Here is a 25,099-nt window from a genome sequence, read left to right on the forward strand (position 1 = left end):
CGTGCGCGTCGCCATCGTCACGATGGACAGCCATTTCGGCGGTGCGGTCGCCGTCGCACGCGAGAGGCTGCGGCGTGAGATCCCGGGCCTCGACCTCGTGCTCCACGCGGCCGACGAGTTCGCCTCTGACGCGGCGAAGCTCACTGCCTGCCTCGAGGACATCGCGCGCGCCGACATCCTCGTCGTCGGCATGCTGTTTCTCGAGGACCATATCCGCCTCGTCGAGCCTGCGCTTCGGGCGCGTCGCGAGCACTGCGATGCCATCGCTTGCTGCCTCTCCGCGCCTGAGATCGTGAAGCTCACCCGACTTGGCCGGTTCGACATGTCGGCCCAGGCATCCAGCATCGTCGGCCTGCTCAGGCGATTGCGTGGCCGGACGAAGCCGGGGGAGGCGCCCGCAAGCGGCAAGGGGCAGATGAAAATGCTGCGGGAGCTGCCGCGGCTTCTCCGTTTCATTCCCGGCACGGCACAGGACGTTCGGGCGTATTTCCTGACGCTTCAGTACTGGCTCGCGGGCTCGGCGGAGAATCTCGCGGGCATGGTTGCGATGCTCGTCAACCGGTATGCGAATGGCCCGCGCAAGGGACTCGCAGGCACCCTCAGCGTTCCGGCCCCGGTCCATTACCCTGATGTCGGCCTGTATCACCCGCGGGCGGAGGGGCGGGTGACGGAGCGGCTCGAGGCGCTGCCGCGGCAGGGAAGGCGCGGCACCGTTGGCGTCCTCGTTCTGCGCTCCTACGTTCTTGCGAGCAACGCGCGCCACTATGACGGCGTGATCGCCGCGCTCGAGGCCGAGGGGTTGACCGTGATCCCCGCCTTCGCCGCCGGCCTCGATGCGCGCCCTGCGATCGAGCGCTTCTTCATGCGCGACGGCCGCGCGGCGGTGGACGCGGTCGTGTCGCTGACCGGCTTCTCGCTGGTGGGTGGCCCCGCCTATAACGACTCGCGCGCCGCGGAGGAGCTTCTCGCACGGCTCGACGTGCCCTACGTCACGGCCCACCCGCTCGAGTTCCAGACCATGCGCGACTGGAGCGCCGACCGGCGCGGCCTCCTGCCGGTCGAGGCGACGATGATGGTCGCGATCCCGGAGCTCGATGGCGGAATCTGGCCGATGACCTTCGGGGGCCGTTGCGGCGGCGCGCGAGAGGGCACCCCGTGCCCCGGCTGCGACGGCGTCTCCTGCGCGCGCGACATGATGCCGCATCCGGAACGCTCGGTGACGCTCGCGCGGCGGGTCGCGCGGCTCGTGGACCTGCGCAAGCGGCCCGCCGCCGAGAAGAAGGTCGCGATCGTGCTCTTCAACTTCCCGCCCAACGCGGGCACGACCGGCACGGCCGCCTATCTCGGCGTCTTCGCCTCCCTGTTCAACACGCTCGTCGCGATGCGCGACGCAGGCTATGCGGTCGACCTGCCGCCGACGGTGGACGCGCTCCGCGAGGCGATCCTCAGCGGCAATCGCGAGCGTTTCGGGACGGTGGCGAACGTCGCGGCGCGGATCACGGTCGACGACCACGTGCGACGCACACCGTGGCTTGCCGAGATCGAGAAGCAGTGGGGGCCTGCGCCGGGGCGCCACAACACCGACGGGCGTGACCTGTTCATCCTCGGCGCGCGGTTCGGCAACGTCTTCGTCGGGGTTCAGCCGGGCTTCGGCTACGAGGGCGATCCGATGCGGCTCCTGTTCGAGCACGGCTTCGCTCCGACGCATGCGTTCAGTGCCTTCTACCGCTGGCTGCGCGAGGATTTTGGCGCCGATGCGGTGCTTCATTTCGGCACCCATGGCGCGCTCGAGTTCATGCCCGGCAAGCAGGTCGGCGTCTCGGCGGAGTGCTGGCCGGACAGGCTGATCGCCGATCTTCCCAACATCTACCTCTACGCCTCGAACAACCCTTCCGAGGGGCTGCTCGCGAAGCGACGGGCTGGGGCGACGCTGGTGAGCTATCTCACGCCGCCGGTGACACATGCCGGCCTCTACCGCGGCCTGCTTGACCTCAAAGCCTCGCTCGATCGCTGGCGCGCGCTCGAGCCGGATGCCGATGCCGGCCAGCGCGCGGCTCTCGCCGGGATGATCCAGGCGCAGGCGGCGGCGGTCGACCTCGCGGCGACCGAACCCGTGTGGAGGGAAGAGGCGGCGGAACGGATCGCGGCGCTCGGCGCCGCCCTTCTCGAGCTCGAATACACGCTGATCCCGCACGGGCTGCATGTCGTGGGGGAGCCGCCTGACGCGGCGCAGCGCGCCGAGCTCCTCGACGCGGCCGGCATCAGCGACCGCGAGATGCGCGCGCGCCTCGATTCGCTGCTCGCTACCGACCACGAGATCCCTGCCCTCTTGCGCGCGCTCGAGGGCCGTTACATCCGACCCGCCCCAGGGGGCGATCTGCTGCGCAGCATGGACGTGCTGCCGACGGGGCGGAACATCCACGGCTTCGATCCGTTCAAGCTTCCGTCCGCGTTCGCGGTGGAGGATGGCAAGCGCCAGGCGCAGCGGCTGCTCGAGCGTCACCTCGCCGAAGGCAACCCGCTCCCCGAAACCGTGGCGATGGTGCTCTGGGGAACCGACAACCTGAAGACGGAGGGCGGGCCAATCGCTCAGGCGCTTGCGCTGATGGGTGCTGTGCCGCGGCTTGACAGCTACGGCCGCGTCACTGGCGCGGCACTGGTTCCGCTCGAGACGCTCGGCCGTCCTCGGATCGATGTGGTCATCACCACCTCCGGGATCTTCCGTGACCTCCTGCCCCTGCAGATGAAGCTTCTCGCCGAGGCTGCCCTGCTCGCGGCCAAAGCCGACGAGCCCGAGGAAATGAACTTCATCCGCCGCCACGCTCTCGCCCATGTGGCGAAGCACGGCGGAACGCTTGAGGAGGCAGCGCTCCGCGTCTTCAGCAACGCGGACGGCACCTATGGCGCCAACGTCAACCAGCTGGTCGGCGAAGGCGCCTGGAACGACGAGGACGAGCTCGCCGAGGCGTTCGTGAAACGGAAGGGCTTCGCCTTCGGCATCGACGGCAAGCCTGCGCGCAACGACACGGTGCTCGCAGAGATCCTCGCCACCGTCGACGTCACCTACCAGAACCTCGACAGCGTCGAGGTCGGCGTCACCACGATCGACCACTATTTCGACACGCTCGGCGGCATCAGCCGTGCTGTGCGGCGCGCCCGCGGCGGCCTGCCCTCGGCGGTCTATATCGGCGACCAGACGCGCGGCGAGGGGAAGATCCGAACGATCGCGGAACAGGTTGCGCTCGAGACGCGCACACGGATGCTGAACCCGAAATGGTACGAGGGCCTCCTCAAGCACGGGTTCGAGGGGGTGCGCGAGATCGAGGCGCATGTCACCAACACGCTGGGCTGGTCGGCGACGACGGGCGAGGTCGCCCCGTGGGTCTACCACCACCTCGCCCAGACCTACATGCTCGACCCCGAGATGCGCGAGCGGCTCGCGAAGCTGAACCCGACCGCCTCGGCGCGGATCGCCAACCGGCTGATCGAGGCGCATGAGCGCCGCTACTGGAGCCCCGATCCAGAGATGCTCGAGGCGCTCCGCCGCGCCGGCGAGGACCTCGAGGACCGCCTCGAAGGCATCACCCAGGGAGTTCCCGCATGACCGTCATCACCCCCCCCCGCCCCGCAGCGCCGGCGCTCTCCCGCACCGCAGCACGCGCGCGCGGTGATGGCGAGGGCAGCGTCCAGGTCCATCCCGACACGATCTATCGGATCGAGGGAGCGAAGGTGTTCGCCGTCTACGGCAAGGGCGGTATCGGCAAGAGCACGACCTCCTCCAACCTCTCCGTCGCCTTCTCGAAGCTCGGCCGCCGCGTGCTGCAGATCGGCTGCGACCCGAAGCACGACAGCACCTTCACCCTGACCAAGCGGCTGATCCCGACGGTGATCGACGTGCTCGAACAGGTGCAGTTCCACGCCGAGGAGCTGCGGCCCGAGGACTTCGTCGTCGAGGGCTATAACGGCGTGCTCTGCGTCGAAGCCGGCGGGCCGCCGGCTGGCACAGGCTGCGGCGGCTACGTCGTCGGCCAGACGGTGAAGCTTCTCAAGGAGCATCACCTCCTCGAGGAGACCGACGTCGTCATCTTCGACGTGCTCGGCGACGTGGTCTGCGGCGGTTTCGCGGCTCCCCTCCTGCATGCCGATCGCGGCCTCATCGTTGCCGCCAACGACTTCGACAGCATCTTCGCGATGAACCGGATCGTCGCGGCGATCTCGGCCAAGGCACGGAACTACACGGTCCGGATCGGGGGCGTGATCGCCAACCGCTCGGAGAGCACCGACCAGATCGAGCGCTACAACCAGGCAACGGGCCTGCGCACCCTCGCGCACTTCCCCGCACTCGATGTGATCCGACGCTCGCGGCTGAAGAAAGTCACCTTGTTCGAGATGGAGGACAGTCCCGAACTCAAGGCGGTGCAGGAGGAGTATCTCAGGCTCGCCGAGACGCTCTGGGCCGGCGTCGAGCCGATCGAGGCGGAGCCTCTGAAGGACCGCGAGATCTTCGACCTGTTGGGGTTCGACTGATGGCTGCAGCGACCTATCACGAGCGGCGCGGAGAGCTTCTCACCTATTTCGACCGGACAGCGGTCGAGGCCTGGAAGAGGCTGACCTCCGATGCGCCCGTGAGCGGCATCAGGGCGACCGTTCGTGCCGGTCGCGAGATGATGCGCGCCACCCTCCTCTCCTGGCTGCCTGAGGACCTCTCGGGCCTGCGCATCCTCGATGCCGGGTGCGGAACGGGTTCCCTTGCCGTCGCTGCGGCGGCGCGCGGCGCCGATGTCGTGGCGGTTGATCTCTCGCCGACCTTGATCGGGCTCGCGCGAGAGCGGGCCGAGGCGCAGCACCTGCGCGGCAGGGTGACGTTCCATGCAGGCGACATGCTCGATCCCTGCTTTGGCACCTTCGACCATGTCGTGGCGATGGACAGCCTGATCCACTATCGGGCGGCTGACGCGGTGGAGGCGATTGCGGGGCTCGCCGCGCGCACGCGGCTGAGCATCCTCTTCACCTTCGCGCCGCGAACGCCCGCGCTTGCCCTGATGCACGCGGTCGGGCGGCTCTTTCCGCGCGGCGATCGTGCGCCGGCGATCGAACCCGTCGGCCCGAGGCGGCTCGGGCGACTGATCGCAAGCGAAGAGGCCCTCTCGGGCTGGCGCCTCGGCCGCACCCGGCGCGTGTCGCGGGGCTTCTACACGTCGCAGGCGCAGGAGCTCGTCCGGCAATGGTGAGGACCGGATGAAGGGGCTGAACGAGAGGCTCGCGCGACGCTGGCGGCGCATCGCGCCGAGGTTCCTGCCGTTCGCCGATGTGGCCACGCCTGACCTGCCGCTCGGCCGGCTGCTTCGGCTCGCTTTGTTCCAGGTCTCGGTCGGCATGTGTGCGGTGCTGCTGATCGGCACGCTCAACAGGGTGATGATCGTCGAGCTCGGCGTCCACGCCTCGGTGGTCGGGGTGATGATCGCTCTGCCGATCGCCTTCGCTCCGTTCCGGGCGCTGATCGGCTTCCGGTCCGACACGCACCGGTCGCATCTCGGCTGGCGTCGCGTTCCCTACATCTGGTTCGGCACGCTGCTGCAGTTCGGCGGGCTCGCGATCATGCCCTTCGCGCTCCTGCTGCTCTCCGGCGACACGACCTGGCCCGCGATCTACGGCCAGCTCGCCGCAGCGCTCGCCTTCCTTCTGGCCGGGGCGGGGCTGCACACGGTTCAGACGGTCGGGCTCGCGCTTGCGACCGATCTCGCCCGCGAGGAGAGCCAGCCGCGGGTGGTGGCGCTGATGTCGGTGATGCTGCTCGTCGGCATGATCGTCTCCGCCCTCGCCTTCGGCGTCCTGCTCGCCGAGTTCAGCCAGCTGCGGCTGATCCAGGTGATCCAGGGTGCCGCGGTGCTGACCATGGTGCTGAACGGCATTGCTCTGTGGAAGCAGGAGCCGCGCGACCCCGCCCGGACGGCGCACAGCGCGCCGCGCCCGAGCTTCGGCGAGGCCTGGGCCGAGCTGCGGGCGGGCGGGCGCTGGAGCAGGCGTCTGATCGCCGTCGGCCTCGGCTCGGCGGCATTCGGCATGCAGGACGTGCTGCTCGAACCCTATGGCGGGCAGGTACTCGCGATCCCGGTGTCCGGAACAACGCTTCTGACCGCGCTTCTCGCAGGCGGCGGCATCGCGGGCTTCGTCGCCGCCGCGCGCGCGATCCGCGGAGGCACCGACGAGCACAGGGCGGCGGCGCACGGCGCGCTCGTCGGCGCCTTCGCCTTCGCCGCCCTCTCGCTCTCCGCCCCGCTCGGCTCGGCCGTGCTGCTTGCTGTGGCGACTGCGCTGATCGGCCTCGGCAGCGGCATGTTCTTCCACGGCTCGCTCACTGCCTGCATGCGCTTCGCCAAGCCCGGCCGGATTGGGCTTGCGCTCGGCGCCTGGGGAGCGGTTCAGGCGACCGCCTCGGGCGCGGCGATCGCGGCCGGGAGCGTGATCCGCGATCTCGTCTCGGGCTCAGCCGCCTCGGGCGCGCTCGGCGAGGCGCTGAACGATGCCGCCACCGGCTATCTCGCCGTCTATGCGCTCGAGATCGCGCTGCTCTTCCTGACGCTGGCCGTCATCGGCCCGCTCGTGCGCCACGCGGGGGCGCCGCTTCCCGCAACAACGCTCGCCCAGCCGCCGCGCTCCGCTGGCGAGCCAACACCCAGCCTGGCGAGGTGACCCATGCCGTCCACGACCATCACCGAGCACTTCGACATCGCCTTCATCAGCCTCTACGTGTTCTGGCTGTTCTTCGCCGCCCTCGTGTTCTGGCTCCATCGCGAGAGCAAGCGGGAGGGCTATCCGCTGGTGACCGACCGGAAAGGGCGCGTGCGCGTGGTCGGCTTCCCCGACATGCCGCCGCCCAAGACCTTCATCACGCATGACGGCCACAGCATCACCGTCCCGCGCACGAACGAGGTGGAGCCGCCGGTGGTAGGCGCCGTACCGGCCGCGAGCTTCTTCGGTGCGCCACTTGTTCCCACCGGGAACCCGATGGTGGATGGGGTCGGGCCGGCGGCTTATGCGCAGCGCGCCGACGTGCCGGACCTCACCTTCGATGATGGCGTGCCGAAGATCGTTCCGCTCCGCACCGCTCCCGGCTGGACCCTCGCCGCTGAGGACCCGGACCCGCGCGGCATGCCCGTTGTCGGTGCGGACGGCAAGGTCGCCGGAACCTGCACCGACGCCTGGATCGACATCTCCGAGGTGCTCGTGCGGTATCTCGAGGTCGATATCGGCACACGCCGGGTGCTCGTGCCGATGACGCTCGCGCGCGTCGATGGGAAGAAGAAGCAGATCCGGGTGGTCTCGGTGCTCGCGAGCCAGTTCGCCGACGCGCCGGGACTTGCGAATCCGAACCAGGTGACGCTGCGCGAGGAGGACCGGATCTGCGCCTACTTCGCCTCCGGACACCTCTACGCGACACGGGCGCGACAGGAGCCGCTCATCTGAGTGCGTATGCCAAGCCAGAGGAGAGCCGCCGTGCGGGAACATGACCACGAACCTATCCCTGGGCTGCCCGAGGTTCTGCCCGCCGGCGAGACCATCCTCTGGCAGGGCGCTCCGGATCGGGGGGCGCTCGCGCGGCGCGCGCTGCACGTGCGCACGATCGGATGGTATTTCGCCGCGCTCGCCGCGTGGCGCGGGCTCTCGCTCGCATCTGACGGTGCCGCCGCCGGTGACATTGCCGCCGGAGCAGGCCTGCTCCTGATCCTCGGCGCGGCGGCGATCATTCCGCTCGCTCTCTATGCCTGGGCCGCGGCGCGCAGCACGCTCTACACGATCACCGATCGCCGCGTGGTGATCCGCGCCGGTGTGGCGCTGCCGATGTCGTTCAACATCCCGTTCGCGGCGATCGAGGCGGCCGGGCTGAAGCTGCATGGCGGGGGCGTCGGCGACATCGCGCTGCGCTTGGTTCCGAACCAGAAGATCGCCTATGTTCTCCTGTGGCCGCATGCGCGGCCGTGGCGTTTCGCGAGGCCAGAGCCGATGCTGCGATGCATTCCGGAGGCCGAACGGGTCGCGCAGCTCCTCAGCCGCGCCCTTGCCGCCGCGACGGAAGCGCCCGTACAGCCGCTCGAGCTGCCGGCGGATCAGCCGATCGGGGCTGAGCGGCCCGCAGCGGCGATGGTGTGAGCGCCGGGAGGACAGGATGGACACCGAGCCGACCACGCCAAGCCCGCGCCCAAGCTTCCCGCGCGCGCCGCTGATCCTTGCGGCGGCGGCCATCGCGATCACGATCGTCGGTGTGGCGGTCGTCCGCAGCATGGGCGTGGAACCGTCGCGGCCCGCCGGCACGCCGCAGATCAGCCGCGAGCTTCGCTTCGAGGACACGTCCTACGGAGCGATCCGAATCTCTGATGCGCAGACGGGCGAGCTCGTGAGGGAGTTCGCGCCGGGCACGGGCGGCTTTGTGCGCGCCACGCTGCGCGGGCTTGCACGCGAACGGAAGCGCAGCGCAGCGCCCGGGCCGGAGAGCCCCTTCAGGCTCACCGCCTGGAGCAGCGGGCAGCTGACGCTCGAGGACCCGGAGACGGGCCGCTTCGTCGATCTCGGCGCCTTCGGGCCAACCCAGGTCGAGACCTTCACCGCGATCCTGCTCGGCCCCGGCGGCAGCGCGCAGCGATCTGCGGCGCAGGCCGTGGCCGTGCACGCGCCCTTTGCACCGGGAGGAACACCGCGATGATCGACTGGCTCCTTGGCCGCCGCACGGAAGAGATCCTGGTCGATCTCGATCTCGAGCAGACCAGCGACAGCCTGCACGCCTACTCGATCCCCGTCGGGGTCGAGGTGAGGCCCGGAGACGAGATCGTGATGCACGGCGCGCCCGCCGGCATTCCCTTCGGCGAGCGGAAGACGATGCAGGTCAGGGCGACCCTCCGTCGCGGCGGGTGGTTCGATCGCGCGCTGGTTCACATCGCCGGCTTCTTCACTTTCGCCGAGCTGTTCAACGTCGGCTTCGAGGACATCGAGCTTCCGCAGGAGGCAGCATGAACGCCGTCACCCCGCTCAAGGCGACGAACGAGACCACGCGGCTCGCGCTGCAGGACACGATCCTGACGCCGCGCTTCTACACCACCGACTTCGACGCGATGGACCGCCTCGACGTCAGCCCCATCCGCGAGGACTGGGATAGGCTGATGCAGGAGTTCCGGGCCGACCCGAACAAGGGCCATTTCGTGCGCACGCCCGAGTTCGACCAGTTTCGGCTCGAGGATCTGTCGCCGCAGCTGCGCAAGGAGTTCATGGAGTTCCTGGTCAGCTCCGTCACGGCGGAGTTCTCGGGCTGCGTGCTCTACGCCGAGATCAAGAAGCGCATCAAGAATCCTGACGTTCAGGAGCTCTTCGCAGTGATGGCGCGCGACGAGTCGCGTCACGCCGGCTTCATCAACGAGACGCTGAAGGGCCTCGGCGTCGGCGTTGATCTCGGCTTCCTGACGAAGGCCAAGAAGTACACCTACTTCAAGCCGAAGTTCATCTTCTACGCCACCTACCTCTCGGAGAAGATCGGCTACGCCCGCTACATCACCATCTATCGCCAACTCGAGCGCAACCCGGAGCGGCGCTTCCACCCGATCTTCCAGTGGTTCGAGAAGTGGTGCAACGACGAGTTCCGCCACGGCGAGGCGTTCGCGCTCCTGATGCGCGCCAACCCCGAGCTCCTGCGGGGCCTGAATAAGCTCTGGGTGAAGTTCTTCCAGCTCGCCGTCTATGCGACGATGTATGTGCGCGACCACATGCGGCCCGAGTTCCACAAGGCGCTCGGGATGGACGCGACGAGCTACGACATGCAGGTGTTCCGCATCACCGCCGAGATCAGCAAGCAGGTCTTCCCTGTGACTCTTGATCTCGACAACCCCGCCTTCCTGCGCGGGCTCGACAAGCTGTTCCGGATCAACCAGGCGCTCGGCGAGGCGAAGTCGCAGCGAGGCATCGGCGGCAGGCTGCGCCGGCTTGGCCTCCAGGCCAACGCAGTCGCGACCTTCCTCCGCCTCTTCCTGCTTCCCGGCAAGCACGCCGCACTGCCCGAGCGCGTGCGCCTCGCGCCGGCCTGGTAGCGGTGGCGGCGGCGACCGGAGGCGAGGCGCGCGCAGGATGACCGAGCTCCTCCTCCCGGCGGTCTTCACGGTGTTCGCCTGGTGGTTTTCCACCGGCGTGATCCTCTGGCTGGATCGGCTTGATCCGCGAACCTTCCGCGCAAGCCTCGGCATCGCCACCGCGCTTGCCGCCCTCGCTCTCTGGGGCCTCGGCGAGACAGCGTTCGACACCTCGCTCGCCGGCGCCTATCTGGCCTTCCTCTGCGGCCTGATGATCTGGGCATGGCAGGAGATGGCGTTCCTGATGGGGCTCCTCACCGGCCCGCGCCGGATGCCGGCCGATATCGACGCCACGCCGCTTCGGCGCTTCGGCCAGGCGGTGGGCGCGATCCTCTATCACGAGCTCGCCATCCTCGCCGGCGCGGTGCTGATCGTTGCGTTCACCTGGGGCGGGGAGAACCTCGTCGGCCTCTGGACCTATCTGCTTCTGTGGGTGATGCGGCTGAGCGCCAAGCTCAACCTGTTTCTCGGCGTGCCGAACCTCGCCGAGGAGTTCCTCCCCGATCACCTCGCCTATCTGCAGACTTATTTCCGGCGGCGGCCGATGAACCTCCTGTTCCCGCTGTCCATCACGGGCGGAACGATCGGCTCGCTGCTGCTGTTCCAGGGCGCGACCGCCGAAGGGGTGAGCGCGTCGGCGGCAGCGGGCCAGATCTTTCTCGGCACCATGTTTGCGCTTGCGGTGCTCGAGCACTGGTTCCTGGTGCTGCCCATTCCATCCGTCCTGCTCTGGGCGTGGAGTCTGCGCGCGGAGGCACGCGGCCGGGCACGCAGCGCCTGGACAGCCTCCCTTCCGGGCCCATGTGACCCGGTGACGCTGAAGCGCGTGCTCGACGACGCGTCGCGCGGCGCCTATGGCGAGGTCGAGACCTTGAGCGGCAGCGTGCGTGCCGGGTCAGGCTGGGTCGAGTTCTACGCCACACCGCGCGGCGCGACGATCAGCGAATGCGCCGCGCCGGCATCCGCCGAGGCGCGCGTCACGGCAGTCGGCCGAGGTGTGGATCTCGCGCGGCTCCAGGCGGCGATCGCCGCGTGCGCGGCCGCCGAGCCCGTGCCGGAGGCGACATGACGACGTTCGACACGACCGGGATGACGCCGCACGCTCCCGGACGACAGGACGACGGCGTGCGGCAGAGCCGCTTCGCGGAGGCACCATGAACTACGAGGCCTTTTTCCGCCAGCATCTCGACGGTCTCCGCCGGGAGGGACGGTACCGGGTGTTTGCCGACATCGAGCGGATCGCCGGCGCATTCCCCCGCGCGATCCTGCACACGGCGCAGGGCCGTCGGGAGGTGATCGTCTGGTGCAGCAACGACTATCTCGGCATGGGGCAGCACCCGGATGTGCTTGCCGCGATGCACGAGGCGCTCGACCGTTGCGGCGCCGGCGCCGGCGGCACGCGCAACATCGGCGGAACGAACCACTATCACGTCCGGCTCGAGGCCACGCTCGCCGAGCTGCACGGCAAGGAGGCGGCGCTCATCTTCAACTCGGGCTACATGTCGAACTGGGCGAGCCTCGCCACCCTCGCCGCACGTATTCCCGACTGCGTCGTCTTCTCCGACGAGGGCAACCACGCCTCGATGATCGAGGGGATACGGCACAGCCGCGCCGAGCGCCGGATCTTCGCCCATAACGACCCCGACGATCTCCGACGCAAGCTCGCCGAGTTCCCCCGCGAGCGCCCGAAGCTCGTCGCCTTCGAGAGCGTCTACTCGATGGACGGCGACATCGCGCCGATCGCCGCGATCTGCGACGCGGCGGAGGAGTTCGGCGCGATGACCTATCTCGACGAGGTGCACGCCGTCGGGCTCTACGGCCCGCGCGGCGGCGGCGTGGCCGAACGCGAAGGCCTCTCCGACAGGATCACGGTGATCGAGGGAACGCTCGGCAAGGCGTTCGGCGTGCTCGGCGGCTACATCGCGGCCTCCGCCGCGCTGTGCGACTTCGTCCGCTCCAACGCCTCTGGCTTCATCTTCACCACCGCGATCCCGCCCCATGTCGCGGCAGGTGCCATCGCCTCGATCACGCATCTCAGGAACAGCGGCACGGAACGGGCGCTCATGCACGAGCGGGTCGCGCTGCTCCGCCGTCGCCTCGACGCCGCCGGCGTGCCGCACCTCGCCAACCCAAGCCACATCGTTCCGGTGATGGTCGGAGACCCGGTCGCCTGCAAGCGGATCAGCGACATCCTGCTCGACGCCTACGGGATCTATGTCCAGCCGATCAACTATCCGACCGTCCCGCGTGGCACCGAGCGGCTTCGCCTCACGCCCTCGCCGCTGCATACCGAAGCCGACATCGAGCATCTCGTCGGCGCGCTGTCGGAGATCTGGTCGGAGTTGAGCCTGCGCCGTGCGGCATGAGGCGGCGCTTGCCGCAAAGCGGGGTGCGGGTCATGCTCGCGGCGTGACGCCGCGGCCCCTGTTCCCCTTCTCGGCCATCGTCGGCCAGGACGAGATGAAGCTCGCGCTTCTGATCGCTGCGGTCGACCAAACGATCGGCGGGGTTCTCGTGTTCGGTGACCGCGGCACGGGCAAATCCACCGCCGTGCGCGCGCTCGCCGCCCTGCTTCCGCCGATGCGCGTGATCGCAGGCTGCCCCTACGCCTGCGCCCCGGAGAAGCCTGCGGGGCTGTGCGACGTCTGCCGCGGCGGCGGGAAGCGGCACCGCGCGGCGCTCGTGCCGGTGCCGGTGGTCGATCTCCCGCTCGGTGCGACGGAGGACCGTGTGGTCGGCGCCCTCGACATCGAGCGCGCCCTCGCCCAAGGCGTAAAGGCCTTCGAGCCCGGCCTGCTCGCGCGCGCACACCGCGGCTTCCTCTACATCGACGAGGTAAATCTTCTCGAGGACCACATCGTCGACCTCCTGCTCGACGTCGCCGCATCTGGAGAGAACGTGGTGGAACGGGAGGGTCTCTCGATCCGCCATCCCGCACGCTTCGTGCTCGTCGGCAGCGGCAACCCGGAGGAAGGAGAACTCCGCCCGCAGCTTCTCGACCGCTTCGGGCTCTCGGTGGAGGTTGCGACCCCGACCGATCTCCCCACCCGGGTGGAGGTGGTGCGGCGTCGTGACGCCTTCGAGCGCGACCCTGCCGGTTTCGCCGCCGCCTGGGCGCCGGAGGAGGCGAAACTGCGGCGCCGGATCGTCGCCGCGAGGCGCCGGCTCGACGACACTACTGTGCCCGATGCTGTGATCGAGCAGGCCGCACGCCTCTGCCTCTCGCTCGGCACCGATGGGCTGAGGGGCGAGCTCACCCTCGTGCGTGCGGCCCGGGCGTTCGCCGCCTTCGAGGGCGAGCGCGTGGTTGCCGCTCCCCATCTTCGCCGTGTGGCGCCGCCCGCCCTGCGCCACCGGCTTCGCCGCAACGTGCTCGACGAGACTGTCGCCACCACGCGCGTGGAGCGGGCGATCGCCGAGGTGTTCGGCGCGTGACCGGGCCAGCGGCTTGGGCGGACGCCACGCTCGCCGCCATCCTTCTTGCCGTCGACCCCGACCGTCTCCGCGGCATCGTCCTCCGCGCCCGGCCAGGACCGGTGCGCGACCGCTGGCTCGCTTGGTTCCGCACCCTGTTTCCCGAATCCGTTCCCTTTCGCCGCCTGCCACCCGGGGTGGGCGACGAGCGCCTGCTCGGCGGGCTCGATCTCGCCGCGACGCTTCGGGCAGGACGGCCGGTCGCCGAGCGGGGGGTCCTTGCCGAGGCCGATGGCGGCGTACTGATCGTTCCCATGGCGGAGCGGATTCCGCCGCCCCTCGCGGCTCGCCTCGCCGCCGTGCTCGACCGCGGTGAGGTCGTCGCCGAACGCGACGGGCTCGCGCTCCGGCACGCGGCGCGGATCGCTCTCGTGCTGATCGACGAAAGCGCGGGCGAGGACGAACGCTGCCCTGCTGCCCTGAGCGAGCGGCTCGCGCTCTTGGCCGACCTCACCTCGGTGCCGCTCGGCGAGGCCGCTCTGCCCGATGTGAACGCCGACACCATCGCGCGGGCGCAGCAACGCCTCCGCGCCGTCACCGTCACCGACGCGGCGGTCGAGGCGCTGTGCCAGACCGCGCTCGCCTTGGGCATCGGCTCGCTGCGCGCACCGTCGCTCGCCCTTTCAGCCGCCCGGGCCGCCGCGGCCCTGCATGGCCGCGAGGAGATCGGCGAGGAGGACCTGATCGCCGCCGGCCGGCTCGTGCTTGCGCCGCGCGCCACCGTGCTTCCCGCCCCGACCGAGGAGGCGGAGGCGCCGCCGGACCGCGAGCCGGAGGACGCGGCAGCTCCCGACCGCCCCCCCGAGGGAGATGACACCGAGGGCCTCGATCCGAAGGCGCTCGCCGAGGTCGTTCTCACCGCCGCGGCGGCGGCGGTTCCGCCCGACCTCCTTTCGGCGCTTGCGGGCGCAGGACCGCGACGCGCTCTTGGCGGGGGAAAGGCAGGGGCGGCGAAGGTCTCGAAGCTGCGCGGGGCGCCGCTCGCCGCGCGGCCGGGCCTGCCGCGCGGCGGAGCGCGCCTCGCACTTCTCGACACGCTGCGCGCCGCGGCGCCGTGGCAGCGTCTGCGGCAGCCCGCCGAGGCAGGGGGCACGCGGCCGCACATTGCCGTCAGGCGCGAGGATTTCCGCATCCGGCGCTATCGCGAGCGGAGCGAAACCACGACGATCTTCGTCGTCGACGCGTCCGGCTCCGCCGCTCTCGCGCGCCTCGCCGAAGCGAAGGGCGCGGTCGAGCTTCTGCTCGCAAATTGCTACGTGCGGCGTGACCGGGTTGCACTGATCGCGTTCCGCGGCCGCGGCGCCGAACTCCTTCTGCCGCCGACGGGCTCGCTGGTGCGTGCGCGGCGCTTGCTTGCCGCCCTGCCCGGTGGCGGCGGCACGCCGCTCGCGGCCGGCCTCGAGGCGGCGGAGGCGCTCGCCGAGGCGGTGCTGCGCCGGGGCGGCACGCCGGTTCTGGTGCTGCTCACCGACGGGCGGGCCAATGTGACCTTGGCTGGCACCGGGGGGCGCGAGGCGGCGGAGGCCGAGGCGCTCGCGGCGGCGCGTCGGCTCGCGGCGCGTCGGCTCGCCGCCGTGCTCATCGACACGTCGACGCGGCCTCAGGCCCAGGCCGAGCGGGTCGCGCGCGCGATGGGGGCGCGCTACCTGCCGCTGCCCTATGCCGATGCCGCCGCCCTGTCGCGCGCCGTGAAGGCCGTTCAGCCGGGCCAGACCCCGGCGCGCGCCGCCTGAGCGTCAAAGGCGGTCATGTCGGGCCGCCCGGCTTGGGAGCACGAGGGCCGTCACTGGCCGAACCGGGAGGCAAGCCGCTTCCTCCGCGCCGGCGGGTTCCGCTGGCATGTCCAGGTCGCCGGAACGGGCCCGGCCCTCTTGCTGCTTCACGGGACCGGAGCGGCGACCCATTCCTGGCGCGGGCTTCTGCCGCTGCTCGCCCGGGCCTTCACCGTGGTCGCTCCCGACCTGCCCGGCCATGGCTTCACCGACACGCCGCCGGCGCACGCCCTGTCGCTTCCCGGCATGGCAAGGTCGGTTGCGGCGCTGGTCACAGCGCTCGATTTTGAGCCCGCGGTGATCGTCGGCCACTCCGCTGGCGCCGCGGTCGCCGCGGCGATGTCGCTCGACGGGCTCGCGCGCCCGCGCGCGATCGTGTCGCTGAACGGAGCGCTTCTGCCACTCCGCGGCGGCCCTGGGGATCTCTTCATCTTCTCCGCCCTTGCCCGCATGCTCGTCTCACTGCCGATCGTGCCGTGGCTGATCTCCCGTCGGGCAGCGGATCGCTCCGCCGTCGAGCGTCTGTTGCGCGGAACCGGCTCGACCCTCGATCCGGCGGGCATCGACCTCTATGCCGCGCTGATGCGGCACCCAAGCCATGTCGCCGCTGCACTCGGGATGATGGCGGCGTGGGATCTCAATGCTCTCGCCCGCGCCCTGCCGCGGCTCGCTCCGCCGCTCACCCTGGTCGTCGGCGAGAACGACCGCACGATTCCACCCTCTGACGCGCTTCGGGTGAGGGCGATCCTTCCCTCGGCGCGGATCGTCACCCTGCCGGGCCTCGGCCATCTCGCGCATGAGGAGAAACCGGAGGAGATCGCCGCCATCATCCTCGAGGCGGGGAGCGGGGCCGAGGCGAGAGACGCCCCCGAGCCGACGGCGACCGAGCCGCCTGCCGGCTGACATCGTCCTAGGCAGGCCCTGGCTCTCCCGACCGGCGGCGTCCGACGGGTGGCGACCCCGGCGTGACTCGAACACGCAACACCCTGCTTAGAAGGCAGGTGCTCTATCCGGTTGAGCTACGGGGCCGCGGGGCTTGGCTACACGGTTCGGCGGCGGCACGGCAACCGGGAACGCAAGCCGCGACCCGACACCTCGACCCGCCCATCTTGCGGCGTCGCCGCCTCGCTCAGTGCGTCCAGTTCTCGATCCGGCCATAGCGGAAATTGTCCGCGTAGGCCTTCGGCTTCAGGGTCGGCGCCTGCACCGGCTCGACCTCGTACGTAATGCCATGCGCCTTCGCATAGGCCTCGGCCGCCTCGAGCGTAGGAAAGCGGAGCCGGACCTGGCTCGCCACCGTGTCGCCCGAACTGGTCCAACCCATCAGCGGGTCGGGGCGACGCGGCTCGGAGGGCTCGAACACGAGGATCCAGTCGCGCGTCACGGCGCGGCCGGACTGGGTTGCCGGTTTCGGTGGCCTCAGGATCCTCGCCCGCATCGTGCCCCGTCGCTCCCTCGCACCCGAGCGTGCCGCAACTGGTCGGGGCGGCCGGATTCGAACCGACGACCTTCTGCGCCCAAGGCAGACGCGCTACCAGGCTGCGCTACGCCCCGATACAGCCCGTGTGACGCGCGGCACCCTAAGGACCGGCTCAGGCGGACGCAAGCACGCGCGGTCATCGCGGCGAGAGCTGGTCGCGCGCGAGCGCCTCGCGCAGGGCGCGGAGGCCGCGCACGGCCTGGGGCGGCACGACGAGCCGCGACAGTGCAGCGCGCGGCACCTCGGGGGGACCGCGGAACACCGGGGCGGAGAACGCGGCACGCGAAGCCGCCTCGTCACCGCGGCGCAGCGCCTCCGTCACCGACCAGAGCGCGTCGATGACACGCTGCGGCTCCGCCTCGCCGATCAGGCCCGCAGCGGCTCGGAGATGGGGCCTTCCTTCGCGCATCAGCCGCCCCGGGTTCTGGTCGTGCAGCCGGCCGTTGCCCGCCTCGGCCGCGGCATACTCGTAGAGCATCACGGCGAACGCCGCCTCGGCTGGCTTACCCTCGAGGTTCTGAGGCCGCATCGCCAACGCAAAGGATGCGATCTCGGCCGCCTGCCAGAGCGGATCGGCCGTGCCGCGAAGCGCGGCGACGGGAAGCGAGACAGGCTCCACCTTGGGCCCTTCGTCGCAGGCGGCGAGCGCGAGCGCGCCGAGGAGGGCGCCGCGCCGTGTCACTCCGCCGCGCCGCGCAGGGCGGCGCTGCGCAGAGCGGCGTACTCTGAACGATACTGGGCGCCGAGAGCGGCATAGTGCGGAGCGGTCTCGGCGAGGAAACGGTCCTTCTCGCCGAGGGGGCGCATGAACGTCGCGGGCGACCCCGCCCAGAGCTCGCCCGGGCCGATCACCTTGTTCGGCGTCAGCACCGCACCGGCGGCGAGCATGCCGCCCTCCTCGATCACCGCTCCGTCGAGAACGATCGCGCCCATGCCGACGAAGCCGCGGTTCTTGACCGTGCAGGCATGCACGAGCGCCATGTGCCCGATCGTGACGTCGTTGCCGATGATGCACGGATGGGTGGCACGGTTGACGTGCAGGATCGAGCCGTCCTGGATGTTGGTGCGCGCGCCAATCCGCACATGGTTCACGTCGCCGCGGATCACGACGTGGAACCAGATGCTCGCCCCCTCGCCGATCTCGACATCGCCGATGATCGCCGCCGTGGGCGCGATCCAGGCCGTGGGGTGGACCTTCGGCATTTTGCCTTGGAAGGGGTAGAGAGGGCCGTCCATCCGAAGAGCTCCATTCGCGCGAGCCACGCTGCTCAGGCGGCGAGCGCCGCCTCATCCTGTTCGAGGCCGAGCATCAAGGCGAGGTTCTGCACCGCCGCCCCGGAAGCGCCCTTGCCGAGATTGTCGAGCCGCGCGACCAGCACCGCCTGGCGCTTCAACTCGTGGCCGAACACGCGAAGCTCGAGCAGGTTCGTCCCGTTCAGAGCTTCCGGCTCAAGCCGCGTCTCGCCTGCGGTGGGGACCACCCGGACACAAGCGCTGCCGCCGTAGCGAGCCGCAAGCGCTGCCTCGAGATCGGCGGGCTTAGGCGCCCCGGGGAGCGCGTCGAGATGCAGCGGGATCGAGACGAGCATGCCCTGGCGGAAATTGCCGACGGAGGGGACGAAGATTGGCGCCCGCGTGAGCCCGGCATAGGTGACGATCTCGGGCAGGTGCTTGTGCTCGAGCCCCAGAGCGTAGAGCTCGAAGGCGGGTGCGGTGCCAGCCTCGTAGCTCGCGATCATGCTCTTCCCGCCGCCCGAGTAGCCCGAGACAGCGTTGATCGTGAGCGGGTGGTCGGGCGGGATCAGCCCAGAATCGACGAGGGGGCGGAGGAGCGCGATGGCCCCGGTCGGGTAGCAGCCCGGGTTGGCAACACGGCGGGCGTGTCGCACCGCCGCCTCCTGCTCGGCCGAGAGTTCGGGGAAGCCGTAGACCCAGCCCGGGGCGACGCGATGGGCCGTCGAGGCGTCGAGCAAGCGCGGGCCGCCTCCGGGCAGCGTGTCGGCGAGCGCGACCGCCTCGCGCGCGGCATCGTCAGGCAGGCAGAGCACGGCGAGGTCGGCCGACGCGAGCGCCTCGGCGCGTGCCGCGGGGTCCTTCCGCCGCTCCGGCGCAAGGGTGACAAGCGAGATGTCGCGTCGGCGCTCGAGCCGTTGGCGGATGAGAAGGCCCGTGGTTCCGGCCTCTCCGTCGATGAACACCGTGCGCTGTGCCATCCCACCCTCCTCGACCCTCAGCGGCGGGGCGGGAGGCACTTTCCCAGTGCGGCGCCGGCGATGGCAAGGGGGCGGAGCCAACCGGCCCCGCCCCCCGATACAAGGCTGCCCCGCGTGCGCCGCGAGGCGAGCAGCCCCCGCTCAGCGCTTCGAGAACTGGAAGCTGCGGCGCGCCTTCGCGCGACCATACTTCTTGCGTTCGACCACACGCGCATCGCGCGTGAGGAATCCGGCCGCCTTGAGGATCCGGCGCAGTTCGGGGTCGTAGTTCACGAGCGCGCGCGACAGCCCATGCCGAACCGCTCCGGCCTGGCCCGAGAGGCCACCGCCGCTCACCGTGCAGAACACGTCGAACTGGTTGTAGCGGTCAGTCACAAGGAAGGGCTGCGCGATCAGCATCCGCAGCACAGGGCGGGCGAAATACTGCTCCGCCGGCTTGCCGTTGACCTCGATCTTCCCCTTGCCGGGCTTGACCCAGACGCGGGCGACGGCGTTCTTGCGCCGCCCCGTGGCATAGGCGCGCCCGAGCGCGTCGCGCTTCGGCTCGCGCTTCGGCGCCTCCTGGGCCGTGCCGGCGGCGCCGGCGATCGACTTGAGGTCGGCAAGCGAGGTCAGGGTTTCGGCTGCCATCTCAGCCCACCTTGTTCTTGCGGTTCATCGCGGCGACGTCGAGCGGCTTCGGGGCCTGTCCCTGGTGCGGATGGGAAGGCCCGGCGTAAACATGCAGGTTGCGCATCTGCCGCCGCCCTAGCGGACCGCGCGTGATCATACGCTCGACGGCCTTCTCGATCACACGCTCCGGATGCCGGGACTGGAGCCTTTGCCGAATGGTTCGGCCCTTCACGCCACCGGGGTAGCCGGTGTGCCAGTAGAAAACCGACTGGTCAGCCTTGTTGCCGGTCACCCTCACCTTCTCGGCATTGATGATCACGACATGGTCGCCGCAGTCCACATGCGGCGTGAAGGTGGGCTTGTGCTTGCCGCGCAGGCGGCTTGCGACCAGTGAGGCAAGACGGCCGAGCACCAGCCCGTCAGCGTCGATAAGCCACCAGTCCTTCTTCACCTCGGCCGGTTTGATCGAGACGGTCTTCATCGCATTCCGATCCATCGAGGCCGGGACGGCCCCGGCGCAACGCGTTCGGGTCACTAGGGGGGATGACGCCGGAGGTCAAGGAGAATCAGACGTCTCCTGGATGTGGTATCCGGATACCGCAACCCTTCCCCGGATCGTGCGAGAGCCCTACCGTGGCGTGCAGTAGCGAGGAGCGGAGCCATGGGCGAGGATCGAGCAGAGGGGCCGGGCGGGCTTGCGCGCAACGCCGCGACCTATGGCGACCGCGATTTCGCCCTCTATCTCCGGCGCTCCTTCATGTTGTCGATGGGCTGGTCGCGCGAGGCGCTTGGGCGCCCGACCGTTGGCATCTGCGACACGAGCTCGGGGCTGAACAACTGTCACCGACATTTCCCCGAGCTCGTCCGAGCCGCCGAGCGGGGAATCCTCGCCTCGGGCGGGCTTCCCCTTCCCTTCCCGACGATCAGCGTCTGCGAGCCCTCGCTCTCCCCCTGCTCGATGTATTACCGCAACCTCGCGGCGATCGACACGGAGGAGATGCTGCGCGCCCAGCCGCTCGATTCGGTCGTTCTGCTGGGCGGCTGCGACAAGACGGTGCCCGCTCAGCTGATGGCCGCTGTCTCGGCCAACATCCCCTGCGTTCTCGTCGTCGCAGGCCCGATGCTCGCCACGCGGTTCGAGGGCGAGCGCCTCTCCGCCTGCACCGATTGCCGGCGCTTCTGGGCGCGCTTCCGCGCGGGCGAGATAGACGCCGGTCGGATCGAGCGGATCGAGGGCAAGCTTGCGACCACCGCCGGAACCTGCGGCGTGATGGGAACCGCCTCCACCATGGCAGCGATCGCCGAGACGCTTGGCTTCACCCTCCCGGGCACGGCGGCGATCCCGGCCGTGCACGCAGACCGGATGCGAGCGGCGGAAGCCTCCGGCGCGCTCGCGGTCAGGCTCGCGACGGAACGGCGCGCGGTGCGCCCGCGCGATCTCGTGACGCCCGAGAGTTTGGAGAACGCCCTGCGCGTTCTGCTCGCGCTTGGCGGCTCGACGAACGCGATCATTCACCTCACGGCGATCGCCGGCCGCGCCGGCATCAGGCTCGATCTCGCCCGTCTCAACCGGCTCTCCGACGAAACTCCCGTCCTTGTCGACCTCAAGCCGACGGGCGAAGGCTACATGGAGGATTTCCACACCGCCGGAGCGATGGGGGCGGTGCTGCGCGCGTTGCGGCCGCTCCTCCATCTCGACGTGCCGACGGTCACCGGCGAGACGTTGCGTGAGCGGCTCGACCGCGAGGAGGGAAGCTTCTCCGACCCAGCGGTGATCCGGCCCGTCTCCGACCCGGTCTCGCCGGTGGGGGGGCTCGTCGCCCTGTTCGGCTCGCTCGCGCCGCGCGGGGCGATCCTCAAGCGCTCAGCCGCCGATCCGTCCTTGTTCGAGAAGGAGGCGCGGGCGGTGGTATTCGCCTCGCTGCCCGACCTTGCCGAGCGGATCGACCGCGACGATTTGGACGTGACGCCCGAAGACATGCTCGTGCTCCAGAACGCGGGCCCCAAAGGCGGGTATGGCATGCCCGAGGCGGGCTACCTTCCGATCCCCAGAAAGCTCGCCCGCGCCGGCGTGAAGGACATGGTGCGGATCTCCGATGCGCGGATGTCCGGCACCGCCTTCGGAACGATCGTGCTGCACGTCACGCCTGAGGCGGCGGAGGGCGGCGCGCTTGCTCTCGTGCGCACAGGCGATCGGATCCGCCTCTCGGTGCGCGAGCGGCGGATCGACCTGCTCGTGGCCGAAGACGAGCTCGCCCGCCGCCGCGCCGCCTGGACGCCGCCGCCCGCCGCCCTGCGCGGCTGGGACAAGCTCTGGCAGCGCGAGGTGCTCCAGGCCGACGAGGGGGTGGATTTCGCCTTCCTGCGGCCGCGAGGAGAATGACCCGCCTCGGGACGCGCCCGGGGCTGTCACGCGCGCCGTTGCCGATCGCGTAGGAAGCGGCGCATCGTCCAGCCTGCCTCTGCGTGAACCGCGGCCGGGTGGTGCGAGGCCGGCAGCGGAGGCGGGTCGGCACGAGGGGGCAGAGGCCTTGATCGATGACGGGGAATGCCGAGGGGATGGGCGGCGGGGAGCGTGATCGCGGAACGGAGGGAGAGGCGGTCGGTGGCGGGCAGTCGGCACCGCGAACCGTGGCCGTGCTCGCCGCCGGGGGGAAGAACGGCGCCATAGTCGCGCGTGCGTTGCTCGCGAGAGGCTTCGGGGTGCGCGCGATCGTCCGCAGCGCCGACCGTGCCGGCGGCGTTCCCGCGGGCGCCGACCTCGTCGTCGCACCCGACCCCGCCGGCCAGGCGGAGGGCTGCGCCGGCGCCGACAGCGTCGTCTCCTGCGCCCCAGCTGACGCCTCCATCGCCCTACTCGACGCTCTTCGCCCACCCTATCCGCATCTCGTTCTCTTGGGCTCGACGCGGCGCTACACGCGCTTCCCCGACCAACGGGCGCGGGGCGTGCTCGCGCTCGAGGAGCGATTCGGGGCGCTTGGCTCCCCTGGCGTCCTCCTCTACCCCACGATGATCTACGGCGCCGAGGGGGAGAACAACGTGCAGCGGATCGCCCGCCTCGCCCGGCTTGGTGTGGTGCCCCTTCCCGCAGGCGGGCGTAGCCTTATCCAGCCGGTGCATACGACCGATCTCGCCGCGGCCATCGTCGCCGCCGTCGAGCGGCGCGTGAGCTCGCCACACCCGATCGTGATCGCTGGCCCCGAGCCCGTGCCTTATGCGTCGTTCGTGAAGGCCGTCGCGCGAGCCGTCGGTCGGAGCGTCAGGATCATCCCGGTGCCGCTTGCGGTCGCCCAAGCGCTCGGTGCGATCCTGTCCGCCGTGCCAGGGCTGCCGCGCGTGCGACAGGCCGAGATCAGGCGCCTTGTCGAGGACAAGGCGTTCGACATCGGCCCTGCGCGCGCCCTGCTCGGCTTTTCCCCGATGCGCCTCGAGGAAGGCCTCGCCCTCACCTTCCCTCGCTCGAGCGCTACCTGACGAACGGAGACACTGATGCCCGTGCACAACCGGATCGCCGCCTTCCACGACGAGATGATCGCCTGGCGGCGCGACTTCCACGCCCATCCCGAGCTCGCCTTCGAGGAGGTGCGCACCGCGGCAGTGGTGGCCGAGAAGCTCAAGGCGTTCGGCGTGGACGAGGTCCATACCGGGCTTGCGCGGACAGGCGTCGTCGGCGTGATCCGAGGGGCGGAGCCGGGCCCTGGTGCGATCGGGCTGCGCGCCGACATGGATGCGCTGCCAATCCAGGAGGAGACGGGCGCTCCTTACGCTTCGACGCGGCCCGGGGTGATGCATGCCTGCGGCCATGACGGGCACACCACGATGCTGCTCGGGGCGGCACGCTATCTCGCCGAGACGCGGAACTTCGCCGGCACCGTCTATCTCTTCTTCCAGCCGGCCGAGGAGATGGGCGGCGGCGCGGAGGTGATGATCCGCGAGGGCCTGTTCGACCGCTTTCCGGCCGATCGCGTGTTCGCCCTGCACAACTGGCCCAAGGCGCCGGCCGGAATGTTCCTGTGGCGCACCGGCCCGGTCATGGCAGCCGTCGCGGCAATCGACATCACCGTCACCGGCAAGGGCGCGCACGGGGCGATGCCCAATCTCGGCATCGACCCGGTGCTCGTCGGCGCCCACATCATCACCGCGCTCCAGGGCGTGGTCGCGCGCAACCTAGACCCCGTCGAGAGCGGCGTGCTCTCGATCACCTGGCTCGAGGGAGGATTCGCGCACAACGTGATCCCCGAGACCGTCCGGCTTCGCGGCACGGCGCGCTGGCTGACGCCGGAGACGGGGGCGCTGCTCGAGCAGAGGACCATCGAGACGGCCGAGAACATCGCCCGCGCCTTCGGAGCGACCGCAAAGGCCGAGTTCCAACGCGCCTATCCGGCGACCGTGAACGAGGCGGAGAGCACGGCTCTCGCGCGGGACGCGGCGATCGCCGTCCAGGGCGAGGCACAAGTTGCGGAGATGCCGCGGCCGACCATGGGCGGGGAGGACTTCGCCTTCATGCTCGAGCACAAGCCCGGCGCCTATCTGATGCTCGGCGGCGGCAGGGGCGAGGACGACGCCGCCGTGCACCACCCCCGCTACGACTTCAATGACGACATCCTGCCGATCGGCGCGTCGTGGTTCGCAACACTCGCGGAACGGCTTCTGCCGCGGAGGGCGGCCGGCTGACGCGCGGCTTCGAGCCAGCCCCGGGCGCGGTCAGGGGAGGATCGCGCGCACGCCATCGAGGGTGATCTGCGCGGCAAGCGCGGCGACGACCAGCCCGAGCACGCGGCCGATCACGTTCGTCCCCGTCTCGCCGAGCAGGCGCATGAGCCGCTTCGCCGCAAGCAGCGACACAAGCGTGACGATAAGCGCGACCGCGAGCGCTGCGCCGAGGGCCGCAAGCAGCCATGGATCGTCTCCCGCACGGCCGCGAAGCAGGACCATCGTCGTCATCGCCCCAGGGCCCGCGATGAGTGGGATCGCGAGCGGAAAGACGGCGATGTCGGTCTCGCGCTCGGCTTCCGCTGTCTCGCGCTCCGTGGTCCGCCGCAGGCCGCTGTCGCGCACCATCACCATGTCGGTCGCAAGAAGGAAGAGAAGGATTCCGCCCGCCACCTGGAAGGCAGGAAGCGTCACCCCCATCGCGCGCATCAGCCACTCCCCGCCGAGCGCGAAGCCCGCGAGCACCGCGAAGGAGATTCCGACCGCGCGCACAGCCTGCTCTCGGCGCTTGGCGTCGCTGTCGCGCGGGGTGATGGCGATGAAGATCGCCGCCGTTCCGGGCGGATCGAAGATCACGAGCAGGGCGACGAAAGCGTAGAGGAAGGTCTCAACCATGCCTCAGCGTGGCACGGGCGCGGCCGGGCGACCATGCTTGACGGGCGCCCGTCACGCTGCCACCTGCCGCCATGCCCGGGGTTCGGGCCCCTCTGGCAGGACCGTCCT

24 protein-coding genes and 2 tRNA genes are annotated in these 25,099 nt (G+C 70.3%); 17 read left to right on the forward strand and 9 right to left on the reverse strand.

From position 1 onward, the window contains the following. Nucleotide 1 precedes the first annotated feature (1 nt). The 14 genes from KO353_RS02805 to bchO all read left to right on the forward strand — a co-directional run bounded on the left by KO353_RS02805 (nucleotide 2) and on the right by bchO (nucleotide 16,261). Entirely contained in the window at nucleotides 2–3,604 is a 3,603-nt protein-coding gene (locus KO353_RS02805) for a magnesium chelatase subunit H (protein ID WP_456236923.1), read from the forward strand. Next, the gene (gene bchL / locus KO353_RS02810; protein ID WP_218286255.1) at nucleotides 3,601–4,527 is read left to right on the forward strand and encodes a ferredoxin:protochlorophyllide reductase (ATP-dependent) iron-sulfur ATP-binding protein; all 927 of its coding nucleotides are present in this window, start codon (nucleotides 3,601–3,603) and stop codon (nucleotides 4,525–4,527) included. The genes KO353_RS02805 and bchL overlap by 4 nt, the downstream gene beginning before the upstream one ends. Beyond that, complete coding sequence (gene bchM, locus KO353_RS02815) at nucleotides 4,527–5,231, forward strand: magnesium protoporphyrin IX methyltransferase (RefSeq protein WP_218286256.1); 705 nt, start codon at nucleotides 4,527–4,529, stop codon at nucleotides 5,229–5,231. Before bchL ends, bchM begins: the two co-directional genes overlap by 1 nt. Nucleotides 5,232–5,238: 7 nt before the next feature. After that, nucleotides 5,239–6,693: a BCD family MFS transporter gene (locus KO353_RS02820; RefSeq protein WP_218286257.1), complete on the forward strand. Its 1,455-nt coding sequence runs from the start codon at nucleotides 5,239–5,241 to the stop codon at nucleotides 6,691–6,693. Between the two features lie 3 nt (nucleotides 6,694–6,696). Then, a complete protein-coding gene (puhA, locus tag KO353_RS02825; RefSeq protein WP_218286258.1) occupies nucleotides 6,697–7,467 on the forward strand; it encodes a photosynthetic reaction center subunit H in 771 nt (256 codons plus the stop codon). Between the two features lie 30 nt (nucleotides 7,468–7,497). Further along, nucleotides 7,498–8,151, forward strand: a complete 654-nt coding sequence (gene puhB / locus KO353_RS02830; protein WP_235691996.1) for a photosynthetic complex putative assembly protein PuhB — start codon at nucleotides 7,498–7,500, stop codon at nucleotides 8,149–8,151. Nucleotides 8,152–8,167: 16 nt separating this feature from the next. Continuing rightward, nucleotides 8,168–8,701 carry a photosynthetic complex assembly protein PuhC gene (puhC, locus tag KO353_RS02835; protein ID WP_218286260.1) on the forward strand — a complete coding sequence of 178 codons (534 nt, stop codon included), beginning with the start codon at nucleotides 8,168–8,170 and terminating at the stop codon, nucleotides 8,699–8,701. Then, nucleotides 8,698–9,009 (forward strand): hypothetical protein, encoded by a 312-nt coding sequence (locus tag KO353_RS02840; protein ID WP_218286261.1) that lies wholly within the window; start codon nucleotides 8,698–8,700, stop codon nucleotides 9,007–9,009. Before puhC ends, KO353_RS02840 begins: the two co-directional genes overlap by 4 nt. Beyond that, nucleotides 9,006–10,073, forward strand: coding sequence for a magnesium-protoporphyrin IX monomethyl ester (oxidative) cyclase (gene acsF, locus KO353_RS02845; RefSeq protein ID WP_218286262.1), 1,068 nt, complete (start codon nucleotides 9,006–9,008; stop codon nucleotides 10,071–10,073). The genes KO353_RS02840 and acsF overlap by 4 nt, the downstream gene beginning before the upstream one ends. 37 nt (nucleotides 10,074–10,110) lie before the next feature. Further along, a complete protein-coding gene (gene puhE, locus KO353_RS02850) occupies nucleotides 10,111–11,181 on the forward strand; it encodes a putative photosynthetic complex assembly protein PuhE (protein WP_218286263.1) in 1,071 nt (356 codons plus the stop codon). 85 nt (nucleotides 11,182–11,266) lie between these two features. Next, nucleotides 11,267–12,478, forward strand: a complete 1,212-nt coding sequence (gene hemA, locus KO353_RS02855; RefSeq protein ID WP_218286264.1) for a 5-aminolevulinate synthase — start codon at nucleotides 11,267–11,269, stop codon at nucleotides 12,476–12,478. A gap of 43 nt (nucleotides 12,479–12,521) precedes the next feature. Next, on the forward strand, nucleotides 12,522–13,547 hold the full coding sequence (gene bchI / locus KO353_RS02860) for a magnesium chelatase ATPase subunit I (RefSeq protein WP_268906206.1): 1,026 nt from the start codon (nucleotides 12,522–12,524) through the stop codon (nucleotides 13,545–13,547). Beyond that, on the forward strand, nucleotides 13,544–15,319 hold the full coding sequence (locus KO353_RS02865) for a magnesium chelatase subunit D (RefSeq protein WP_218286265.1): 1,776 nt from the start codon (nucleotides 13,544–13,546) through the stop codon (nucleotides 15,317–15,319). The genes bchI and KO353_RS02865 overlap by 4 nt, the downstream gene beginning before the upstream one ends. A 15-nt stretch (nucleotides 15,320–15,334) precedes the next feature. Beyond that, a complete protein-coding gene (gene bchO, locus KO353_RS02870; RefSeq protein ID WP_218286266.1) occupies nucleotides 15,335–16,261 on the forward strand; it encodes an alpha/beta fold hydrolase BchO in 927 nt (308 codons plus the stop codon). A gap of 49 nt (nucleotides 16,262–16,310) precedes the next feature. On the opposite strand, the gene KO353_RS02875 is transcribed toward bchO, so the two are convergent. From KO353_RS02875 to rplM, 8 genes are all read right to left on the reverse strand, one after another. Beyond that, nucleotides 16,311–16,387: transfer RNA gene (locus tag KO353_RS02875), tRNA-Arg, on the reverse strand. Nucleotides 16,388–16,487: 100 nt separating this feature from the next. After that, nucleotides 16,488–16,796 carry an ETC complex I subunit gene (locus KO353_RS02880; protein WP_218286267.1) on the reverse strand — a complete coding sequence of 103 codons (309 nt, stop codon included), beginning with the start codon at nucleotides 16,794–16,796 and terminating at the stop codon, nucleotides 16,488–16,490. A 39-nt stretch (nucleotides 16,797–16,835) separates the two neighbouring features. Further along, a tRNA-Pro gene (locus KO353_RS02885) sits at nucleotides 16,836–16,912 on the reverse strand. A 62-nt stretch (nucleotides 16,913–16,974) separates the two neighbouring features. Further along, nucleotides 16,975–17,520: a hypothetical protein gene (locus KO353_RS02890; RefSeq protein ID WP_218286268.1), complete on the reverse strand. Its 546-nt coding sequence runs from the start codon at nucleotides 17,518–17,520 to the stop codon at nucleotides 16,975–16,977. After that, nucleotides 17,517–18,074 (reverse strand): gamma carbonic anhydrase family protein, encoded by a 558-nt coding sequence (locus KO353_RS02895; RefSeq protein WP_218286269.1) that lies wholly within the window; start codon nucleotides 18,072–18,074, stop codon nucleotides 17,517–17,519. The genes KO353_RS02890 and KO353_RS02895 overlap by 4 nt, the downstream gene beginning before the upstream one ends. 32 nt (nucleotides 18,075–18,106) lie before the next feature. Beyond that, the gene (argC, locus tag KO353_RS02900; RefSeq protein WP_218286270.1) at nucleotides 18,107–19,051 is read right to left on the reverse strand and encodes an N-acetyl-gamma-glutamyl-phosphate reductase; all 945 of its coding nucleotides are present in this window, start codon (nucleotides 19,049–19,051) and stop codon (nucleotides 18,107–18,109) included. A gap of 141 nt (nucleotides 19,052–19,192) precedes the next feature. After that, nucleotides 19,193–19,681 (reverse strand): 30S ribosomal protein S9, encoded by a 489-nt coding sequence (rpsI, locus tag KO353_RS02905; protein ID WP_218286271.1) that lies wholly within the window; start codon nucleotides 19,679–19,681, stop codon nucleotides 19,193–19,195. Between the two features lies 1 nt (nucleotide 19,682). Then, entirely contained in the window at nucleotides 19,683–20,144 is a 462-nt protein-coding gene (gene rplM / locus KO353_RS02910; protein ID WP_218286272.1) for a 50S ribosomal protein L13, read from the reverse strand. Nucleotides 20,145–20,324: 180 nt separating this feature from the next. Here rplM and KO353_RS02915 point away from each other — a divergent pair, with 180 nt between their 5' ends. The 3 genes from KO353_RS02915 to KO353_RS02925 all read left to right on the forward strand — a co-directional run bounded on the left by KO353_RS02915 (nucleotide 20,325) and on the right by KO353_RS02925 (nucleotide 24,337). After that, complete coding sequence (locus tag KO353_RS02915; RefSeq protein WP_218286273.1) at nucleotides 20,325–22,046, forward strand: dihydroxy-acid dehydratase; 1,722 nt, start codon at nucleotides 20,325–20,327, stop codon at nucleotides 22,044–22,046. Nucleotides 22,047–22,201: 155 nt separating this feature from the next. Next, a complete protein-coding gene (locus KO353_RS02920) occupies nucleotides 22,202–23,137 on the forward strand; it encodes an NAD(P)H-binding protein (RefSeq protein WP_235691997.1) in 936 nt (311 codons plus the stop codon). A 15-nt stretch (nucleotides 23,138–23,152) separates the two neighbouring features. Beyond that, nucleotides 23,153–24,337 (forward strand): M20 aminoacylase family protein, encoded by a 1,185-nt coding sequence (locus KO353_RS02925; RefSeq protein ID WP_218286274.1) that lies wholly within the window; start codon nucleotides 23,153–23,155, stop codon nucleotides 24,335–24,337. A 30-nt stretch (nucleotides 24,338–24,367) separates the two neighbouring features. Here the strand turns inward: KO353_RS02925 and KO353_RS02930 are convergent, their stop codons facing one another. After that, nucleotides 24,368–24,991, reverse strand: a complete 624-nt coding sequence (locus tag KO353_RS02930; RefSeq protein WP_218286275.1) for a MarC family protein — start codon at nucleotides 24,989–24,991, stop codon at nucleotides 24,368–24,370. Nucleotides 24,992–25,099: the final 108 nt, after the last annotated feature.

Origin of the sequence: Elioraea tepida, from assembly GCF_019203965.1 — a bacterium.
In the GTDB taxonomy this organism is placed as follows: domain Bacteria; phylum Pseudomonadota; class Alphaproteobacteria; order Acetobacterales; family Acetobacteraceae; genus Elioraea_A; species Elioraea_A tepida.

Bases quoted from the DNA above. Each gene is read 5' to 3' on its own strand.
- bchL (WP_218286255.1), top strand. From the start codon at position 3,601: ATGACCGTCATCACCCCCCCCCGCCCCGCAGCGCCGGCGCTCTCCCGC.
- bchM (WP_218286256.1), top strand. From the start codon at position 4,527: ATGGCTGCAGCGACCTATCACGAGCGGCGCGGAGAGCTTCTCACCTAT.
- KO353_RS02820 (WP_218286257.1), top strand. From the start codon at position 5,239: ATGAAGGGGCTGAACGAGAGGCTCGCGCGACGCTGGCGGCGCATCGCG.
- puhA (WP_218286258.1), top strand. From the start codon at position 6,697: ATGCCGTCCACGACCATCACCGAGCACTTCGACATCGCCTTCATCAGC.
- puhC (WP_218286260.1), top strand. From the start codon at position 8,168: ATGGACACCGAGCCGACCACGCCAAGCCCGCGCCCAAGCTTCCCGCGC.
- KO353_RS02840 (WP_218286261.1), top strand. From the start codon at position 8,698: ATGATCGACTGGCTCCTTGGCCGCCGCACGGAAGAGATCCTGGTCGAT.
- acsF (WP_218286262.1), top strand. From the start codon at position 9,006: ATGAACGCCGTCACCCCGCTCAAGGCGACGAACGAGACCACGCGGCTC.
- puhE (WP_218286263.1), top strand. From the start codon at position 10,111: ATGACCGAGCTCCTCCTCCCGGCGGTCTTCACGGTGTTCGCCTGGTGG.
- hemA (WP_218286264.1), top strand. From the start codon at position 11,267: ATGAACTACGAGGCCTTTTTCCGCCAGCATCTCGACGGTCTCCGCCGG.
- bchO (WP_218286266.1), top strand. From the start codon at position 15,335: ATGTCGGGCCGCCCGGCTTGGGAGCACGAGGGCCGTCACTGGCCGAAC.
- KO353_RS02880 (WP_218286267.1), bottom strand. From the start codon at position 16,796: ATGCGGGCGAGGATCCTGAGGCCACCGAAACCGGCAACCCAGTCCGGC.
- KO353_RS02895 (WP_218286269.1), bottom strand. From the start codon at position 18,074: ATGGACGGCCCTCTCTACCCCTTCCAAGGCAAAATGCCGAAGGTCCAC.
- argC (WP_218286270.1), bottom strand. From the start codon at position 19,051: ATGGCACAGCGCACGGTGTTCATCGACGGAGAGGCCGGAACCACGGGC.
- rpsI (WP_218286271.1), bottom strand. From the start codon at position 19,681: ATGGCAGCCGAAACCCTGACCTCGCTTGCCGACCTCAAGTCGATCGCC.
- rplM (WP_218286272.1), bottom strand. From the start codon at position 20,144: ATGAAGACCGTCTCGATCAAACCGGCCGAGGTGAAGAAGGACTGGTGG.
- KO353_RS02915 (WP_218286273.1), top strand. From the start codon at position 20,325: ATGGGCGAGGATCGAGCAGAGGGGCCGGGCGGGCTTGCGCGCAACGCC.
- KO353_RS02920 (WP_235691997.1), top strand. From the start codon at position 22,202: ATGACGGGGAATGCCGAGGGGATGGGCGGCGGGGAGCGTGATCGCGGA.
- KO353_RS02925 (WP_218286274.1), top strand. From the start codon at position 23,153: ATGCCCGTGCACAACCGGATCGCCGCCTTCCACGACGAGATGATCGCC.
- KO353_RS02930 (WP_218286275.1), bottom strand. From the start codon at position 24,991: ATGGTTGAGACCTTCCTCTACGCTTTCGTCGCCCTGCTCGTGATCTTC.